Origin of the sequence: uncultured Amnibacterium sp. (genome assembly GCF_964244015.1) — a bacterium.
Taxonomy (GTDB): domain Bacteria; phylum Actinomycetota; class Actinomycetes; order Actinomycetales; family Microbacteriaceae; genus Amnibacterium.
In genome coordinates this window covers 1-18,160 of the sequence record NZ_CAXTHO010000050.1, presented here as the reverse complement: position 1 = coordinate 18,160, position 18,160 = coordinate 1, and the positions used below count along the sequence as shown (strand labels likewise).

Below are 18,160 nucleotides of genomic sequence, written 5' to 3'. Positions count from 1 at the left end.
GGCACCAGGCAGGACCTGATCGACTCGATGAGCGCGTGGCGGCCCACCACCCGCGCCCCGTCGAACGTGCTGCACCTCGTCGAGTTCCGGCTCGCGGAGCTGGGGCGCGACGTCGCGGAGTTCGTGCTGCTGATCCCGCACTACCTGGCCGACACCGAGCTGCCCGCCGCGGTCTCGAAGGGGCTGGAGGCGGTCTCCGCGGCGACCGGTCTGCTGTTCACGGTCGATCCGGTGCGGGATCGCTCCCGCGACTTCTTCGCCCGCGTGGATGAGCAGGTCGGCGCCAACGAGGAGCTCGCCGGGCTCGTCCGCACGCTCGAGGAGCGGCACGACGCCTACATGGCGGGCAATCCGATGCGCTCTCCGCTGATGGACGGCGAGGGAGAGGTGCCCAGCGCCGACGAGCTGGCCGCCGAGCTCGAGAAGTTCCTGACCTTCCGGCGCACCCACGACGACGAGGCGTGATGGCGGTGCGGCCGGGCGTGCGCGCCTGGCTCGTGTTCGCCGGCGCGGGCGTCGCCTACCTCTGCGCGGTGATGCAGCGCAGCACCCTCGGGGTGTCCGGCGTGGTCGCCGCCCGGCGGTTCGACACGTCCGCCGCGGCGCTCTCCACGCTCGGCGTCGTGCAGCTGCTCGTCTACGCCGTGCTGCAGATCCCCGTCGGCGTGCTCGTGGACCGGTTCGGGCCGAAGGCGGTGATCGCGGTCGGGGCGGCGGTGATGGCCGCCGGTCAGGTGACCGTCGCCTTCTCGGACACGCTGCCGATGGCCGTCGTGGGGCGGATGCTGGTCGGAGCCGGCGACGCGACGACCTTCATCGCCGCCCTCCGGCTCGTGAACGCGTGGTTCCCGCCCGGCCGGGTGCCCGTGCTCAGCCAGTGGCTGGGCAACCTCGGCCAGCTCGGCCAGGTGCTGTCGGCGATCCCGTTCGCCGTGTTCCTCGGGCTGTCCGGCTGGACCGCCGCGTTCATCGGCGCGGCGGGCGTCTCCGGCGTCGCGGTCGTCGTGGTGCTCCTGATCGTCGTCGACTCGCCGGACGGCGTGCGCACGGGATCCGTCGACCTGAGCACCGCCCTCCGCTCGTTGCGATCCGCGATGCGGCGGCGGGGCACCCGGCTCGGGTTCTGGGCGCATTTCGTGACGCAGTCGAGCGGCGTCGTGTTCGCGCTGCTCTGGGGCTACCCGTTCCTGGTGTCCGCGGTCGGGCTCCCGCGAGCGGAGGCGTCGGCGCTGCTCACGCTGCAGGTCCTCCCCGGGTTCCTGATCGGCCCGCTGCTCGGCAGCCTGACCTCGCGCTTCCCCCTCCGCCGCTCGAACCTCGTGATCGCGATCGTGCTGGCGATCGGGGTGGCGTGGACGCTGGTCCTGCTCTGGCCGGGACGGCCGCCGCTCGTGCTGCTCGTGCTGCTCGTCGTCGCGCTCGGCATCGGCGGCCCCGCCTCGCAGATCGGGTTCGACTACGCGAGGACCTACAACCCGCCGGAGGGCCTCGGCGGCGCCAGCGGCTTCGTGAACGTCGGCGGCTTCACGGCGAGCTTCACGATGATGTTCCTGATCGGGGTCCTGCTCGACCTGCAGCACGGCGCCACCGGAGCGCCGCTGTACTCCCTCGCCGCGTTCAAGACGGCGTTCTCCGTGCAGTACCTGATCGTCGGCGGGGGCGCGGTCGGCTTCCTGCTCACGCGGCGACTCGCCCGCCTCGACCTGCTGCGCGACGAGGGCGTCCGCGCCGGGACGCTCTGGGGAGCGGTGCGCTCGAGGGCGGCGACACGACGCTCCCGCGACAGTGGTTCCGACACGCCCTGAAGCGTGTACAATTGTAGGTCCTCGGGTCGTGAGCTGAGAAGCGTTCGGAATGCCGGCGCACCCGAGGCCGTTGTGCTCGCAGTCGCCCGTCGGGGAGGCGACCAGAACCCACGCACAGCATCGCCCGGCGTCGAGACCGACGCATCGTCCTGAGGGGGCCCACATGAGCACACCGACCGCAACCGTCTCCGATGAGGAGATCGAGCAGACGACCGCCGCCGACAAGCCCGCCGCGACGAAGCGCGCCGCCCGCAAGCCGGCGGCGAAGAAGACGAAGCCGACCGTGAAGGCGGCGCCGCCGGACACCGCGAGCGGTCCGGGCGACGATGACGAGCCCGACGTCCCCGTCGTCCTCACCGACGACGACGACACCGACGTCCCGGAGGTCGTGGTCGTCGAGGACGACACCGCGGAGGAGCACGCTCCCGAGGCCGTGATCGAGGAGCCGGCCACCGAGGAGCCGGTCGCGATCTCGAAGGACGAGCCCCTGCCGACCGGCGCGCTCGTCCTCTCGATGTCCGACGAGGACGAGGTCCCCGTCTACTCGACCGCGATCACCGGCGCCACGGCGGATCCGGTCAAGGACTACCTGAAGCAGATCGGCAAGGTCGCCCTGCTGAACGCCGCGGAGGAGGTCGAGCTCGCGATGCGGATCGAGGCGGGCCTGTTCGCGGAGGAGAAGCTCTCCACCGAGGGTGACCGGCTCGACAAGGAGCTCACCCGCGAGCTGAAGTGGGTGGCGCGTGACGGGCAGCGCGCGAAGAGCCACCTGCTGGGCGCGAACCTCCGCCTCGTCGTCTCGCTCGCCAAGCGGTACACCGGCCGGGGCATGCAGTTCCTGGACCTGATCCAGGAGGGCAACCTGGGCCTGATCCGTGCGGTCGAGAAGTTCGACTACACGAAGGGCTTCAAGTTCTCCACGTACGCCACGTGGTGGATCCGCCAGGCGATCACCCGGGCGATGGCCGACCAGGCCCGCACGATCCGCATCCCGGTGCACATGGTCGAGGTCATCAACAAGCTCGCGCGCGTGCAGCGCCAGATGCTGCAGGACCTCGGCCGCGAGCCCACGCCCGAGGAGCTGTCCCGCGAGCTCGACATGACCCCCGAGAAGGTCATCGAGGTCCAGAAGTACGGCCGCGAGCCGATCTCCCTCCACACCCCGCTCGGTGAGGACGGCGACAGCGAGTTCGGCGACCTCATCGAGGACACCGAGGCGGTCGTCCCGGCCGACGCCGTGGGCTTCACGATGCTGCAGAAGCAGCTCGAGAGCCTGCTGGACTCCCTGTCCGAGCGCGAGGCCGGCGTGATCCGGATGCGCTTCGGGCTCGGCGACGGGATGCCGAAGACGCTCGACCAGATCGGCGACACGTTCGGCGTGACCCGCGAGCGGATCCGTCAGATCGAGTCGAAGACGATGGCGAAGCTGCGGCACCCGTCCCGCTCGCAGTCGCTCCGCGACTACCTCGAATGAGGCTGACCGCATCGTCTGCCCGATACGTCCCGGCCGTGCTTCTCGGCCGGGGCGTTCGTCTTGCCGCCCGGCTCAGGAAGCGCGGCGGCGGCTCGGCGGTGCCCGGTCTCGTCGTGAACCGCGTCGCGCCCGGCTTCCTGGGTGACGCGCTCGCCTCCTTCCCGGAGGGCCTCGTCGTCGTCTCGGGGTCGTCCGGCAAGTCGACGACCACGAAGATGCTGGTCGCGATCCTGACCGCCCACGGCAAGCGGGTGTTCACGAACCCGTCGACGGCGAACATCAGCCAGGGCCTCACCTCCGCGCTGCTCGAACGCGCCTCGCTGACGGGCAGGATCGACGCCGATCTCGCAGTGCTCGAGATGGACGAGGGCCACGGGGCCCTGCTGTCCGACCGGTTCCGAGCCCGGCTCGTGCTGCTCACCAACGTGATGACCGATCAGATCGATCGCTTCCACGACGCCGAGAAGGTCCAGGCGATGCTGGGACGCATCGCAGCGCGGGCGACCGGCACGGTCGTGATCAACGGCGACGACGCGCTGCTCGCGCGGCTGGAGCCGACGGCGCGGGTCGAGCGGTTCGGCGTGACGGACGAGGTGCTGTCGCGGTCGCCGCGCGGGCTCGGCTACGCGGAGACCACGCGGGCCCGGATCGGCGACGGTGTCGTCGTGTCGGCGGTCGCGGGGCGGAGTGCCGAGATCGTGCTGGGCGGCGATGCGCTCTCCGTGCAGCTGCCCGCCAAGGGCGTCCACTACGCCGTCGATGCGGCAGGCGCGCTCGCGGCGGCGGCGCAGCTGCTCGGGCCCGCGTTCGATCCCGCGCTCGCGACCGCGGCGCTGGCCGCGATGACTCCCGTGTTCGGCCGGGGCGAGGTGATCGCCGTGCGCGGCCAGGAGGTCGAGTTCGTGCTCGTCCAGAACCCCGCCAGCTTCCAGCTGAACGTCGACGAGCTCGATCCGGACCTCGACCAGATCATGATCGCGATGGGGTCCGACGTCCGCGACCCCTCCTACTTCTGGCCCGTCGACACCACCCGGGTCCGTCGTGCGCTGTTCGTGTCCGGTTCGAAGGCCGACGAGCTCGCGCTGCAGCTGCTCTACCAGGGCGTCGAGATCGGCAGCATCGAGCCCGACGTCGCTGTCGCGCTCGACCGGTTCCTCGCACTGCCGGCGCCGGAGCACGGGATCAAGACGATCGTGTTCACCGCCGACGCCATGCGTCGGATCCGCAGCCACCTCGGCCTCGTCGCATGAACACGGTGCTGGCCCTCCTCCCCGAACTGACGGACGTCAACGGCGACGCGCAGAACGCCCTCGTCCTGGTCCGGCGCGCGCAATGGGCCGGGAGGGAGGCCGCCGTGGAGCAGCTGCACCTCGGCGACCGCCCGAGCAGCACACCGCTCGCCGTCGTGCTCGGATCCACGACCGACCCGACGCTGCCGCGCCTGCTCGACGCGCTCAGCGGTCTCCGCTCGCAGCTCGTCGACTGGGTCGCGGCAGGCGTCCCGCTGATCGCGGTCGGGACCGGGCTGGAGGCGCTGACCCGCGGGATCGGCCTCGCCGGCGGCCGCGTGGACGGTCTCGGGCTGGTCGCGGCGGAGGCGGCGCCCCTCGGTACGCGTGCGACAGGCGACCTCGTGGTGCGGTCGGCGGAGGGGGACCTCGTCGGGTACGAGAACCACTCCCGCGGACTGATCCTCGACGCCGGAGTGACACCGCTCGGCACGGTGCAGCGGGGCGTCGGTGACGGGGGCGGCATCGACGGCGTCCGGCACGGCTCGATCATCGGCACCCGCCTGCACGGCCCGGTGCTCGCGAAGAACCCCGCACTGGCCGACGCGGTGCTGTCCGCGGCCTTCGGCGAGCCCATCACGCCGCTCGGCGACGAGGCTGAGGCGGCCGACGCGGCCGCGGCGCGGATCAGGTCGGCGCTCCTCGCGGGCTGAGCCTTCCGTTTTGAAGGAAGTCCTGGCAAGGGCGGCCAGGACTTCCTTCAAAACGGAAGGCCCGGGCGCGAACGCGACCCGGGCCCTCCGTGAAGAGTGTGACGGAGGATTACGCCTTCGACTCCTGCAGCAGGCGGCTGGACTCGTCGTGCCAGCTCTGCGCGATGCCGGAGAGCTTCTCCTGGTACTTCTTGCCGTGGTGAGCGCAGAAGAGCAGCTCGCCGCTGTCGAGCTGGACCCGGATGTACGCCTGAGCGCCGCAGCTGTCGCAGCGGTCGAGCGCGGTGAGCGAGAACTGCGACTCGAGGGAGTCGAGGCTGCTGTGATCTGACGAGCGAGTCATGAAGAGCTCCTCTGTGCTTGCCGTGCTCTGTGCCTGGCGTGCTCTGCGCTTGCCGTGCCGGAGTCCAATGGTCGCACGTGGATGTTTCCGCAGTGCGTCGCCCCGGCACCGAGTTCGCTGTGCGCGTACCCCCGCTCTGAGGGTCCCTCCGCTGCGCGGCGGGCCTGGCCTCGCTGTCGGACCCGGCGGTTAGCGTGGCGACGACATGGCTGAGAACGATGCGAATCCGTACACCGCGAGACACCTCTCCGTCCTCGAGGGCCTCGAGGCGGTGCGCAAGCGCCCGGGCATGTACATCGGGTCGACGGACTCCCGCGGTCTCATGCACTGCATGTGGGAGATCATCGACAACGCCGTCGACGAGGCGCTGGGCGGGCACGGCGACACGATCGAGGTGGTGCTGCACCCCGACTCGAGCGTCGAGGTGCGCGACCGCGCACGCGGTATCCCCGTCGACATCGAGCCGAAGACCGGGCTGTCCGGTGTCGAGGTCGTGTTCACCAAGCTGCACGCCGGCGGCAAGTTCGGCTCCGGCTCGTACGCGGCCTCCGGCGGTCTGCACGGCGTCGGCGCATCGGTCGTCAACGCGCTGTCGGAGCGCCTCGACGTGGAGGTGGACCGCGGCGGGAAGACCTGGGCGATGTCCTTCCACCGGGGCGAGCCCGGCGTCTTCGCGGACGCCGACCCGAAGCGGCCGTCCGCGGACGCGCCCTTCGAGCCCTTCGTCTCCGGCAGCACGCTGCGGTCGATCGGCCGGGCGGCGAAGGGCAGCACCGGCACCCGCGTCCGCTACTGGGCCGACCGGCAGATCTTCATCCGCGACGCCACGTTTTCGCTCGCCGACCTGACCGGTCGCGCCAGGCAGACGGCGTTCCTCGTCCCCGGGCTCGGGATCACCGTGCAGGACCTGCGCGGCGAGGCGCCGGTCGTCGAGACGTTCCGCTACAGCGGCGGCATCTCGGAGTTCGTCGACTTCCTCGCCCCCGACGCGCCGCTGACCGACACCTGGCGCATCCAGGGGTCGGGCGCCTTCTCCGAGACCGTCCCCGTGCTGCAGGCGAACGGGCACATGGAGGCCACCGAGGTCGAGCGCACCTGCGAGGTCGACATCGCACTCCGCTGGGGCACCGGGTACGAGACGACCACCCGCAGCTTCGTGAACATCATCACCACGCCGAAGGGCGGCACCCACGCGCAGGGCTTCGAGGCGGGGCTGTTCGCGGTGCTGAAGACGCAGGTGGATGCGGCCGCACGCCGGCTGAAGGTCGGCGCGACGGAGAAGCTGGAGAAGGACGACGTGCTCGCCGGGCTCACCGCGGTGCTGACCGTCCGGCTGCCCGAACCGCAGTTCGAGGGCCAGACGAAGGAGGTCCTCGGCACCCCTGCCGTCCGCGCGATCGTGCGGACCGTGCTCTCGAAGGCGCTGACGGACCGGTTCGAGTCCCCGAAGAAGGACGACAGGGCGCAGACCGGCGTGCTGCTCGACAAGGTCGTCAGCGAGATGAAGACCCGCATCTCCGCCCGCGCCCACAAGGAGACGCAGCGGCGCAAGAACGCCCTCGAGTCCTCCTCGCTGCCGGCGAAGCTCAAGGACTGCCGCTCCACCACCGTCGCCGACACCGAGCTGTTCATCGTCGAGGGCGACTCCGCGCTCGGCACCGCGAAGCTCGCGAGGAACGCCGAGTACCAGGCGCTGATGCCGATCCGCGGCAAGATCCTGAACGTCCAGAAGGCGTCGATCAGCGACATGCTCGGCAACGCCGAGTGCGCGGCGATCATCACCGCGATCGGCGGCGGCTCCGGCCGCACCTTCGACCTGGAGTCGACGCGCTACGGCAAGGTCATCCTGATGAGCGACGCCGACGTCGACGGCGCGCACATCCGCACGCTGCTGCTGACCCTGTTCTTCCGGTACATGCGCCCGCTGGTCGAGCAGGGTCGCGTGTTCGCCGCGGTGCCGCCGCTGCACCGCGTCACGGTGCTGGGGAACAAGAAGGCCGATCCGATCTACACCTACAGCGAGCAGGAGCTCACGGGCGTCCTCGCACAGCTCAGGAAGGACCGCAAGCGGTGGCAGGAGCCGATCCAGCGCTACAAGGGCCTCGGCGAGATGGACGCGGACCAGCTGTCCAGCACCACGATGGACCGACGCCACCGGACCCTGCGCCGAGTCCGCGTGACCGACGCGCTCGCGGCGGAGCAGACGTTCGAGCTGCTGATGGGCAACGACGTCGCGCCGCGCAAGGACTTCATCACGCAGAACTCGAGCCTGCTGAACCGCGACCGCATCGACGCGTAAGCGCCTCTGACATCCGCTGGGAGGTCCGGTCTCGGGGGCTCAGCGCGGCACCGTGCCGAAGGCTTCTACCCGGCTCTCCAGGGGGAGGCCGGGGGCGTCGCGCCGCACCGCGTCGTCCGGGAACGGTCGCACCAGGCCGTCCAGCCCCGCTGCGAGCACGGGGGAGGGGCCGACCCAGGCGACCCGGATGCCGGTCTCGCCCCGGCCGAGCGTCTGCGCGCGGACGCCGCCGGTCGCACGGCCCTTCGCGGGGAAGTCGATCAGCGCGGTGACCTTGCCTCGGCCGGCGTCGAGCCCCTCGACGGTGCCGTCGGCGCCCGACACGGTCGCGACCACATCGGTCACCGCGTCCGCGACCGCGAAGACGATCGCCCTCGCGTCTCCGGTCAGCGAGACGCCCGCCATCCCACCCGCGCCGGCGCCCTGCGGCCGCACCGCGCCCGCAGGGAAGCGCAGCAGCTGCGCATCCGACGCGACGAACACGAGGCTCGCGTCGTCGGAGGAGTGGGCGGCGCCGATCACCTCGTCGCCGGCCTTCAGCGACACGATCTCGAACGCCGGCTTGTTCGGCCACGGTCCCATCGACACGCGCTTCACGACCCCGGAGGCGGTGCCGAGCGCGATCGGGTCGCCGTCGAGCCGGACGAGGGCGAGCACCCGCTCCTTCGCGTCGAGGCCGAGGTAGGAGCCGATCGGGGTGCCCGCGGCGGGCTGCGCGGACGCCGCGGGGACCACGGGGAGATCGACCGGCGTGAACCGGATCAGGCGGCCGCGGTTCGTGACCGCCCCGAGCTCGCCGCGGCTCGTGCCGTCCACCTCCGAGACGATCGCGTCATGGCGCGACCGGCGGCGCGGGCGCTCGATCGTGCCGCCCTCCGGCAGGTCGACGCGGACCGCTCGCCCGCTGGTCGACAGCAGCACGCGGCAGGCGACGTCCTGGATCTGCAGGTCCGGCGCGGCTTTGGAGGACTTCGGCGGCAGGACGGCCGCCTCCGTCAGCAGCGTGCGGCGCGGCGTGCCGAACAGCTCCGACGCCTGCCCGAGCTCGTCGGACACGACCTGGCGGAGGCGGGACGGCTCGGCGAGCAGGGCGCGCAGCGCCTCGATCTCGTCGCGCAGCTGCTGTGCCTCGGACTCCAGCTCGATCGTCGAGAACCGGGTGAGTCGCCGCAGCCGCAGCTCGAGGATGTAGTCGGCCTGGGCCTGGCTGAGGGTGAACGCCGTCATCAGCCCCGTGCGGGCGGCGTCGCTGTCGTCGCTGCCGCGGATGATCGCGATGACGCGGTCGATGTCGAGGATCGCGATCAGCAGGCCCTCGACGAGGTGCAGCCGCTCCTCGCGGCGGGTCAGCCGGTACCGGGTGCGGCGGGTGACGACGTCGATGCGGTGCTCGATGTACACCCGCATCAGATCGAGCAGGCCGAGCGTGCGAGGGCCGCCGTCGACCAGCGCGACGTTGTTGATGCTGAACGAGTCCTCCAGGGGCGTGTAGCGGTACAGCTGCTCCAGCACCGCCATCGGGTCGAACCCCGTCTTGATCTCGATGACGAGCCGCATCAGGTTGTGCTGGTCGGAGTGGTCGCTGACGTTCGCGATGCCGGCGAGCTTCTTCGCCTGCACGCCGTCCTTGATCTTCTCGATCACCCGCTCGGGACCGACGAGGTAGGGCAGCTCGGTCACGACCAGGCCCGCCTTCCGCGCTGTCACCGGCTCGACCTGCACCTTCGCCCTGGTCTTGAAGGCGCCGCGCCCGGTCGCGTAGGCGTCGCGGATGCCGGCCAGCCCGACGATCGTGCCGCCGGAGGGCAGATCGGGGCCGGGGACGAACCGCATGATGTCGTCGAGCGTCGCGTCCGGGTGGTCGATCAGGTGCCGGACGCCGGCGACGACCTCGATGAGGTTGTGCGGCGCCATGTTCGTCGCCATGCCGACCGCGATGCCGGCCGCGCCGTTCACCATCAGGTTCGGGAAGCTGGCCGGCAGTACGTCGGGCTGGTCGAGCTGCGCGTCGAAGTTCGGCACGAAGTCCACGACGTCCTCGTCGAGGTCCGCGACCATCGCCATCGCGGCCGGGGCGAGCCGCACCTCCGTGTACCGGTAGGCGGCCGGTCCGTCGTCGAGCGAACCGAAGTTGCCGTGCCCGTCGAGCAGCGGCAGCCGCATCGAGAACGGCTGGGCCATCCGCACGAGGGCGTCGTAGATCGCGCTGTCGCCGTGCGGGTGCAGCTTGCCCATCACGTCGCCGACGACCCGCGCGCACTTCACATGGCCGCGGTCGGGACGGAGGCCCATGTCGGCCATCTGGTACAGGATCCGGCGCTGCACCGGTTTCAACCCGTCGCGGGCGTCGGGCAGGGCGCGCGAGTAGATGACCGAGTACGCGTACTCGAGGAACGAGCCCTGCATCTCGCTCGAGACGTCGACGTCCTCGATGCGCTCGCCGGCGAGGTTCGGCTGGGTGCTGCTCATGCCAAAGGTCCAATCCGCGGGCGCGTCCCGGGCAGGGTGGCGTGGAGGCGCACCGCAGACGTGAAGCCGATCACCGCCCCCGCGAGCGGCGCACGTGCGCCCGACTGGCACACTGCCTGACCGTGGCCCAATGGTAGCGAGCGGTGCGCCCGTGCTCCGTGACGTGCTCTCCTCCGCGCTCGACGCGGTGCAGGGCCGGCCGAACCCGCTCGGGCTCGCGGCGCGGCGGCGCGTCGTCGTGCTGGTCGTCGACGGGCTCGGTGACGAGTCCCTGACCGCACGCGCCGGCCACGCCAGGACCCTCGCGGGATCGACGCGCAGGCGGATCCGCACGGCGAGCCCGACGACCACCGCGGCCGCGCTGACCACGCTCACGACCGGGACGGACGCCGGCACCCACGGGATCGTCTCCTACGCCGCCCTGGAGCCGGTCTCCGACCGGGTGATCAATCAGCTGCGAGGCTTCGATGCCGACCTGCCCGACGGCTGGCAGCGCTCGTCGACCGTCTTCGAACGCGCGGTCGACGAGGGCGTCGCGGCGCTGGCAGTCGGCCCTCGGCACTACGCGGCGTCCGGGTTCACCCGGGAGGTGCTGCGAGGAGCCCGCTACGTCGGCGCGCGCTCGATCGAGGAGCGCCTGGAGGCCGCGGTCGAGGGTCTCCGCGCCGCCGGCAGGGGGATCGCCTACTGCTATGTGCCCGAGCTCGACGTGGCGGCGCACCGCGACGGCTGGAACTCGCCCGGCTGGACCGACCTGCTCGAGCGCGTCGACGGCGCCGTCCGCGACACCGCGCAGGGCCTCAGGAGCGGCGAGTCCCTGCTCTCGACCGCCGACCACGGCATGGTCGACGTCCCGTCGTCGGCGCACCTCCTGCTCGACGACCTCGGCCTGCTGACCGGGGTGCGACGGCTCGCGGGGGAGCCCCGGCTCCTCCACGTGCACCTGGTGCCGGACGCGGATCCGGAGGCGGAGGCGACGCGCTGGGCGGAGGCCGTCGGGTCCGCAGCGGACGTGCTCACCCGGGATGCGGCGATCCGGGCGGGCTGGTTCGGCGTGACCGAGCCGGCGGTGCGGGCGAGGATCGGCGACCTGCTGGTCGCCGCGCGCGGGCGAGCGGCGTGCTACGCGACCGCAGACGCGCCGGGCCGCGGGATGGTCGGCCAGCACGGTGCGTGGACGACCGCTGAACGGTTCGTGCCGCTGGTCCGCTTCGACGGCTGAGCAAGGCTCGACGCGGCGGGGTCAGGGCTCGTCGCGACCGAAGACGATCTCGTCCCAGCTCGGCATCGATGTCCTGCCGCGGCGCGGGCGCACCGGCTGCGGCCGTACCTCGACGGCCTCCTCCGCCTCGACGACCGGCGCAGGACGGGTGTCGGCGGGTTCACCGGGCTCGCGGCCCGGCCGAACGCGATCCCGGCGACGGCGAACCGGCTCCGGCGGAGGGTCGTCGAGCGGCTCGACGGGTCGACGCACCGGCAGCTGGTGCACGGATGCGGAGTCCCGGCGTGCGGCCGGCTCGCGACGCTCCTCCACAGGTCGCCTGGCGAACACGTCGCCGGGCGGGGCGACCTCCATCGCCCTCGTGACCGTCAGCGGGCCAGTGTCCGCATCGGGCGCCGGGGCCGGCTGCCGCTCGCCGCGACGGCGCTGCAGCTGGGCGAGCTGGTCGGTCGTCGGCAGGGTCCGTTCGGCAGTGGTCGGCGGGGCGGGCGCCGTCGGCGCCTCCTGCGTGCGCGGCGCGAGGTCGGCGGCGGGGAACCGGAACACGGCGCTGTCGAACCGGCTGCGGTCGGGCTCGGCCGGCGGCACCGGCGCGACCCTGGCGCCGTGCGGCGGCGCGAGCGGCGGGGTCCTCGGCGGCTCGGGGGCTGCTGCTGCCGCCTCGGGTGTGATGACGGTGACGGGTGCGGTCGGTTCGATCGCGCGCAGCCGCGGTGTGAGCGCAGCCGGGACGCCCTGCTGCGACAGCGTGGACGCCTCCACGTTGTCGGCGTCGAGCCGCATGTGCTTCGCGTCGAACCGCCAGCGCGCGGAGTGCTGCAGGTCGTCCGCGGTGAAGGCGACGGCCAGGACCCAGCCCGACGGCTCCTTCGCGCTCGTCCAGCGCACGTCCTTCGCGGCGAGCGCATCGAGCCGCTCGCCCATGACGGCGCCGAAGGTCCGGGACCGGGCCCCCTCCGTCTCGGGAGGGAGACGGACCGCGAGCGCGGATTCGACGATGTAGGCGCGCTCGGCGAGGACGGGGCCGACGAACCGCTCGATGAAGGCGACCGGCACGCCGGTCATCGCCGCGACCTGGTCGGCGGTCAGCCCTGATCGGACGTGCGCCTGGATCTCGCGAGGGGACAGCCGCTTCTCCGACGCGGAGGCGGCGGAGGGGCTCGCGATGCGTGCTCGGAGAGCCGCGTCGAGCGGCAGCCGGAAGCGCTCACCGGCCGCGGAGGCGACGATGATCACGCCGTCCTCGACCGCCAGCACGCTCAGCGTCTGCATGCGGCTCCTGGTTCTGCGGTGCCCGGCGATGGTGGATCCACCCGGTGCCGATGAGGATGACATGCGATCCGGCCACCGCCCCGGAAATAGCGGGCGCGTCCCGGATGTTGAGCGGCCTGCGGCCACCGATCAGCGGCCACGGCGAGGCGTTTGCATCCGCATGCCGCCTCGTGCATACTGTCGCCGCTTTCCGCCCGAGACCCCCGGGTGAACAGCGAGCGCGACGCTTCAGAGAGGCACGGATCTTCAATGGCCACCGACTACGACGCACCCCGTAAGACGGATGACGACTCCGACTCGATCGAGGCGCTGAAGGAGCGCGTGCCGGACAAGATGTCGGGCGTCGTGGACGTGGACGACGCGGACAACCCGGGTGGATTCGAGCTGCCCGGCGCGGACCTCTCGGACCTCGACCTCGACGTCGTGGTGCTCCCGCCCCAGGCGGACGAGTTCACCTGCGTGAACTGCTTCCTGGTGAAGCACCGCTCGCAGCTCGACCACGACACGAAGCTCGGACCCATCTGCCGCGAGTGCGAGGCGTGAGCCCGTCGCCGCGCCGGTAGCGGCCGCTTCGCGAGCGGGTCAGGCGGTGGTCGCGCTGCGTTCAGCAGCCAGGGCCACGCGCAGCTCCTCCGGCCGGCGGGTGGAGACGAGCCAGTACGGCGCAGGGTCGTCCGGGTCCGTCAGGTCGATGCGCACGACCGGGTCGACCCACCCGCGGAAGAGCGTGAACGCGCGGGCGTCGAGGCCCGGCCCGCGGGCATGGACCGCGTCCGTCGAGCGGTACGCCGCGGTGTCGCCGGTGAGGGAGACGGGGATCCTGGCCGATCCGGCGACCAGCACGCCGTCGACGACGGCGACGACCGGTGCCAGCGCGAACAGCAGCAGCTCGACCGCGATCGTGGCGCCGATGGACGCGAACACCGCTGCCGTCGGTGACAGCGGCAGCAGGACGACGAAGATCGCCGGCAGTAGGAGGAGCACCGCGACCAGGGTGCCCACGCCGGGGACGAGGCGTTCGCGGAAGCGCTGCACCCGCCCATTCCACACCAGACGTACCCGGGTCCTGCTCCGTTAGCCTCGGCCCCCGTGATCGAGGTGCTCGTCGATGGTCCGGAACCGGAGCGGGCGATCCCCGGCGACGCCGCAGCGGACCTGCGAGCGGCCGAGGCCGTGACCCTCCTGCCGCAGGCGCGCGCGACCGTCGGGACGGGGCTGCGCATCGCGCTCCCGGCAGGCACTGCGGCGCTGGTGCTGCCGCGGAGCGGCCTGGCCGCGAAGCACGGCATCACGATCGTCAACGCACCGGGCCTGATCGATGCCGGCTATCGCGGCGAGATCCGGGTCACCCTCCTGAACACCGACGCCGTCACCTCGTACGATGTCGCGGTCGGCGACCGGATCGCGCAGCTGCTCGTGCTGCCGCTGCCCGAGGTGCGGTTCGTCCCCGTCGTCCGTCTGCCGGGAAGCCAGCGTGCGGAGCGGGGGTTCGGATCGACCGGGCGCGGCGAGCACCCGGCAGGACGGCCGAGCGGCGACGAGCCGATGAGACAGCCGGGTGGCGAGCAGCCGACCGCAGGAATGGAGGCGCAATGACCGACGAGGTGGACGCGCCCGAACCGAGGCCCAAGTCGGCCCCGGTCGATCGGGAGTACAACGGGCCGCTCGACGTTCAGGAGGCGAACGCCGTCAGGCCCTACGTCGACCTGGGCGGGGTGAAGATCCCGCCGCGGGAGGGCCTCGGCCTCCGGCTCGAGGTCGAGGAGGGCACGGGCCGCGTGGTCGCGGTCGGGCTCGACTTCGCGAACTCGAGCCTGCAGGTGCAGCCGTTCGCCGCGCCGCGGTCCAGCGGGCTGTGGCATGAGATCCGGGAGCAGATCGAGCAGCAGATCCAGTCGCAGGGTGGCACGACCCGTGTGGTCGACGGTGGGCTCGGGCCCGAGCTGCTCGCGCAGATCCCCGCTCAGTCGGCGCCCGGCCAGGCGCCCGAGACGCGCATCGCGCGATTCATCGGTGTCGACGGTCCGCGCTGGTTCCTCCGCGGGGTGATCTCCGGCGACGGCGCCCTCGATCCGCAGGTCGGCGCGGCGATGGAGGAGCTCTTCCGCAGCGTCGTCGTCGTGCGCGGCTCGGCGCCGATGCCGCCCCGCGACCTGATCCCCCTCCACATGCCGGACGGTGCTGAGGGCGACCCGGGTCCTGCCCCGCGTCCGCGGCTCGGCGCGTGACGGGCGACCGGCAGGATCCCGAGGAGCAGCGGTCGGGCCTCGCCCGCGCGGCCGATGACAGCCCGCTGACCGGGCGCGGGATCGTCGACGCGATCGGGGGTCCGCTCGGCATCGTCGAGAGCGTCCTGCCGCCGCTCGTCTTCGTCGTCTACTACCAGGTCGTCGCGATCCGGCAGGCGCCCGTCCCCGTCGACCGGCCGGCGCTGATCCCGATCGCGGTCGTGCCGCTCGTGCTCGCGGCGCTGTTCGTGCTCCTGCGGCTCGTGCGCCGCCAGAAGCCCGGCGGGGCGATCAGCGGCGCCGCCCTGGTCGCGGTGTCCGCGGTCCTGGTGCTGGTCACCGGCGATGCGAACGCGAACTACCTGCCCGGCTTCTTCATCAACGCCGGGTACGGCCTCGCCTTCCTGGTGTCCGTGCTCGTCCGGCGGCCGCTCGTCGGCGTCGTCACCGGTCTGCTCCTGTCCGACGCCGGCTGGGGCAGCAGCGCGGCCCTGCGCCGCGCAGCGACCTGGCTGAGCCTGCTGTGGGTGCTGCTGTTCACGGTCCGGCTCGCGGTCGAGGTGCCGCTGTACCTCGCCGGCGACAAGGTCGTCGAGCTCGGCATCGCCCGGATCGTGCTCGGCCTGCCGCTCTACTCGATCGTGCTCGTCGTGACGGTGCTCGTCGTGCAGGCGCTGCGACGCCGTCAGGCCGCCTGAGACGGAGCCCCGGCCGGGTATCGTGCAGGAGGCGTCGCGGCTGCTTGTCGCGACCCGACGGGTGTGAGGAGCGACATGGCCGCAGTGGACAGTTTCGGTGCCAGGACCGACCTGACCGTGGGCGGGAAGACCTACGAGATCTTCGCCGTCGACGCCGTGGAGGGGTACGACAGGCTGCCCTTCAGCCTGAAGGTGCTGCTCGAGAACCTGCTCCGCACCGAGGACGGCGCGAACGTCACCGCCGACCAGATCCGCGCGCTCGGCTCGTGGCAGCCGCAGGCGGAGCCCGACACGGAGATCCAGTTCACGCCGGCCCGGGTCGTGATGCAGGACTTCACCGGGGTGCCCTGCATCGTCGACCTCGCCACGATGCGGGAGGCGGTCGCCGATCTCGGTGGCGACCCGAAGAAGGTCAACCCGCTCGCACCCGCGGAGCTCGTCATCGACCACTCGGTGATCGCGGACCTGTTCGGCACCGAGAACGCGTTCGAGCGCAACGTCGAGATCGAGTACGAGCGCAACGGCGAGCGCTACCAGTTCCTCCGCTGGGGCCAGACGGCGTTCGACGACTTCAAGGTCGTCCCGCCCGGCACCGGCATCGTGCACCAGGTCAACATCGAGCACCTCGCCCGGGTCACCTACACCCGTGTGCTGGGTGGCGTCGAGCAGGCGTACCCCGACACGCTCGTGGGCACCGACTCCCACACCACGATGGTGAACGGGCTCGGCGTGCTGGGCTGGGGCGTCGGCGGCATCGAGGCGGAGGCCGCGATGCTCGGCCAGCCCGTGTCGATGCTGATCCCCAAGGTCGTCGGGTTCAAGCTCTCCGGCGCGATCCCGACCGGGGTCACCGCGACCGACGTCGTGCTGACCATCACCCAGCAGCTGCGGAAGCACGGTGTCGTCGGCAAGTTCGTCGAGTTCTACGGCGAGGGCGTCGGCGCCGTGCCGCTCGCGAACCGGGCGACCATCGGCAACATGAGCCCCGAGTTCGGCTCGACTGCGGCGATGTTCCCCATCGACGACGTGACGCTGGACTACCTCCGCCTCACCGGCCGCTCCGCCGAGCAGGTCGCGCTCGTGGAGGCGTACGCGAAGCGCCAGTCGCTCTGGCACGACGCGTCGAAGGAGCCGGCGTACTCCGAGTACCTCGAGCTCGACCTGTCGACCGTCGTCCCGTCGATCGCCGGTCCGCGCCGCCCGCAGGACCGCATCGAGCTCTCCCTCGCGAAGGCGCAGTTCGCGACGGACCTCGACGACTACGCCCAGGGCGAGGACCGATCGCTCGTCGACGTGGCCGTGGAGGGCACGTTCCCCGCCTCCGACCCGATCGGGCTGACGGCGCAGGACGAGGACACGGCGCACGAGCACCGTCACGTCGCCACGCACGTCGCGCATGCGCCCTCGGTCTCGAAGCCGACCCCGGTGCGCACGGTCGCCGGCGACTTCACGATCGACCACGGCGCCGTCGCGATCGCGGCGATCACGTCCTGCACCAACACCTCCAACCCGTCCGTGATGCTGGCGGCCGGCCTGCTCGCCAAGAAGGCGAGCGAGAAGGGCCTGAAGGCCAAGCCGTGGGTGAAGACCACGCTCGCACCGGGCTCGAAGGTCGTCACGGACTACTACGAGAAGGCGGGCCTGATGGGCTCGCTGGAGGATCTCGGGTTCTACCTGGTCGGCTACGGCTGCACGACCTGCATCGGCAACAGCGGCCCGCTCGACGAGAAGATCTCCGAAGCGGTGCAGAGCAGCGACCTCGCGGTGACCGCGGTGCTGTCCGGCAACCGCAACTTCGAGGGCCGGATCAACCCCGACGTGAAGATGAACTACCTCGCGTCGCCGCCGCTCGTCATCGCCTACGCACTCGCCGGCACGATGAACTTCGACTTCGAGACCGACCCCCTCGGCCTCGACCTGGAGGGCAACGACGTCTTCCTCAAGGACATCTGGCCCGACGCCGACGAGGTGCAGGCCACGATCGACTCCTCGATCTCGACGGACATGTTCGACCACGAGTACGCGGGCGTCTTCGACGGCGACGAGCGCTGGCAGAACCTGCCCACGCCGACCGGCGCGACCTTCGAGTGGAGCGACACGTCCACCTACGTGCGGAAGCCCCCGTACTTCGACGGCATGACGCTCGAGACCAGCCCGGTCGTCGACGTGTCCGGAGCGCGGGTCCTCGCCACGCTGGGCGACTCCGTGACGACGGACCACATCAGCCCGGCCGGATCGATCAAGGGCGACAGCCCTGCCGGCCGCTACCTGATCGAGCACGGCGTCGACCGCCTGGACTTCAACTCCTACGGCTCCCGTCGCGGCAACCACGAGGTGATGATCCGAGGCACGTTCGCCAACATCCGGCTGCGGAACCGGCTCGTGGACGGAGTGGAGGGGGGCTACAC

Annotated in this window: 16 protein-coding genes; 12 read left to right on the top strand and 4 right to left on the bottom strand. The window is 71.8% G+C overall.

The features are described from left to right. The 5 genes from ACFE67_RS07635 to ACFE67_RS07615 all read left to right on the top strand — a co-directional run. Positions 1-465: PAC2 family protein (locus ACFE67_RS07635; RefSeq protein ID WP_375406274.1), on the top strand; the 465-nt coding region annotated here is incomplete at its 5' end. Further along, positions 465-1,805 (top strand): nitrate/nitrite transporter, encoded by a 1,341-nt coding sequence (locus ACFE67_RS07630; protein ID WP_375406273.1) that lies wholly within the window; start codon positions 465-467, stop codon positions 1,803-1,805. The genes ACFE67_RS07635 and ACFE67_RS07630, both read left to right, overlap by 1 nt. A gap of 49 nt (positions 1,806-1,854) precedes the next feature. Beyond that, complete coding sequence (locus ACFE67_RS07625) at positions 1,855-3,279, top strand: RNA polymerase sigma factor (protein WP_375406272.1); 1,425 nt, start codon at positions 1,855-1,857, stop codon at positions 3,277-3,279. 98 nt (positions 3,280-3,377) lie between these two features. Continuing rightward, the gene (locus tag ACFE67_RS07620; protein ID WP_375406271.1) at positions 3,378-4,529 is read left to right on the top strand and encodes a Mur ligase family protein; all 1,152 of its coding nucleotides are present in this window, start codon (positions 3,378-3,380) and stop codon (positions 4,527-4,529) included. Beyond that, a complete protein-coding gene (locus ACFE67_RS07615; protein WP_375406270.1) occupies positions 4,526-5,221 on the top strand; it encodes a glutamine amidotransferase in 696 nt (231 codons plus the stop codon). Before ACFE67_RS07620 ends, ACFE67_RS07615 begins: the two co-directional genes overlap by 4 nt. A 109-nt stretch (positions 5,222-5,330) precedes the next feature. Here ACFE67_RS07615 and ACFE67_RS07610 read toward each other — a convergent pair whose 3' ends face one another. Continuing rightward, the gene (locus ACFE67_RS07610) at positions 5,331-5,564 is read right to left on the bottom strand and encodes a hypothetical protein (protein WP_375406269.1); all 234 of its coding nucleotides are present in this window, start codon (positions 5,562-5,564) and stop codon (positions 5,331-5,333) included. 205 nt (positions 5,565-5,769) lie between these two features. Between ACFE67_RS07610 and ACFE67_RS07605 the strand changes: the two genes are divergently transcribed. After that, on the top strand, positions 5,770-7,863 hold the full coding sequence (locus ACFE67_RS07605) for a type IIA DNA topoisomerase subunit B (protein ID WP_375406268.1): 2,094 nt from the start codon (positions 5,770-5,772) through the stop codon (positions 7,861-7,863). Between the two features lie 39 nt (positions 7,864-7,902). Here the strand turns inward: ACFE67_RS07605 and ACFE67_RS07600 are convergent, their stop codons facing one another. Then, positions 7,903-10,332 (bottom strand): DNA topoisomerase (ATP-hydrolyzing) subunit A, encoded by a 2,430-nt coding sequence (locus tag ACFE67_RS07600; protein WP_375406267.1) that lies wholly within the window; start codon positions 10,330-10,332, stop codon positions 7,903-7,905. A 151-nt stretch (positions 10,333-10,483) separates the two neighbouring features. Here ACFE67_RS07600 and ACFE67_RS07595 point away from each other — a divergent pair, with 151 nt between their 5' ends. Continuing rightward, the gene (locus tag ACFE67_RS07595) at positions 10,484-11,554 is read left to right on the top strand and encodes an alkaline phosphatase family protein (protein WP_375406266.1); all 1,071 of its coding nucleotides are present in this window, start codon (positions 10,484-10,486) and stop codon (positions 11,552-11,554) included. Positions 11,555-11,575: 21 nt separating this feature from the next. Here the strand turns inward: ACFE67_RS07595 and sepH are convergent, their stop codons facing one another. Beyond that, positions 11,576-12,826, bottom strand: coding sequence for a septation protein SepH (sepH, locus tag ACFE67_RS07590; RefSeq protein ID WP_375406265.1), 1,251 nt, complete (start codon positions 12,824-12,826; stop codon positions 11,576-11,578). Between the two features lie 249 nt (positions 12,827-13,075). Here sepH and ACFE67_RS07585 point away from each other — a divergent pair, with 249 nt between their 5' ends. After that, positions 13,076-13,369 carry a DUF4193 domain-containing protein gene (locus tag ACFE67_RS07585; RefSeq protein ID WP_375406264.1) on the top strand — a complete coding sequence of 98 codons (294 nt, stop codon included), beginning with the start codon at positions 13,076-13,078 and terminating at the stop codon, positions 13,367-13,369. A 39-nt stretch (positions 13,370-13,408) separates the two neighbouring features. Here the strand turns inward: ACFE67_RS07585 and ACFE67_RS07580 are convergent, their stop codons facing one another. Further along, positions 13,409-13,861, bottom strand: coding sequence for a DUF3093 domain-containing protein (locus ACFE67_RS07580; protein ID WP_375406263.1), 453 nt, complete (start codon positions 13,859-13,861; stop codon positions 13,409-13,411). Between the two features lie 57 nt (positions 13,862-13,918). Between ACFE67_RS07580 and dut the strand changes: the two genes are divergently transcribed. The 4 genes from dut to acnA form a co-directional block, all read left to right on the top strand. Further along, a complete protein-coding gene (gene dut, locus ACFE67_RS07575) occupies positions 13,919-14,422 on the top strand; it encodes a dUTP diphosphatase (RefSeq protein WP_375406275.1) in 504 nt (167 codons plus the stop codon). After that, a complete protein-coding gene (locus ACFE67_RS07570) occupies positions 14,419-15,054 on the top strand; it encodes a DUF3710 domain-containing protein (protein ID WP_375406262.1) in 636 nt (211 codons plus the stop codon). The genes dut and ACFE67_RS07570 overlap by 4 nt, the downstream gene beginning before the upstream one ends. Further along, positions 15,051-15,752, top strand: coding sequence for a DUF3159 domain-containing protein (locus tag ACFE67_RS07565; protein WP_375406261.1), 702 nt, complete (start codon positions 15,051-15,053; stop codon positions 15,750-15,752). Before ACFE67_RS07570 ends, ACFE67_RS07565 begins: the two co-directional genes overlap by 4 nt. A 75-nt stretch (positions 15,753-15,827) precedes the next feature. Continuing rightward, positions 15,828-18,160: aconitate hydratase AcnA (gene acnA / locus ACFE67_RS07560; RefSeq protein WP_375406260.1), on the top strand; the 2,333-nt coding region annotated here is incomplete at its 3' end.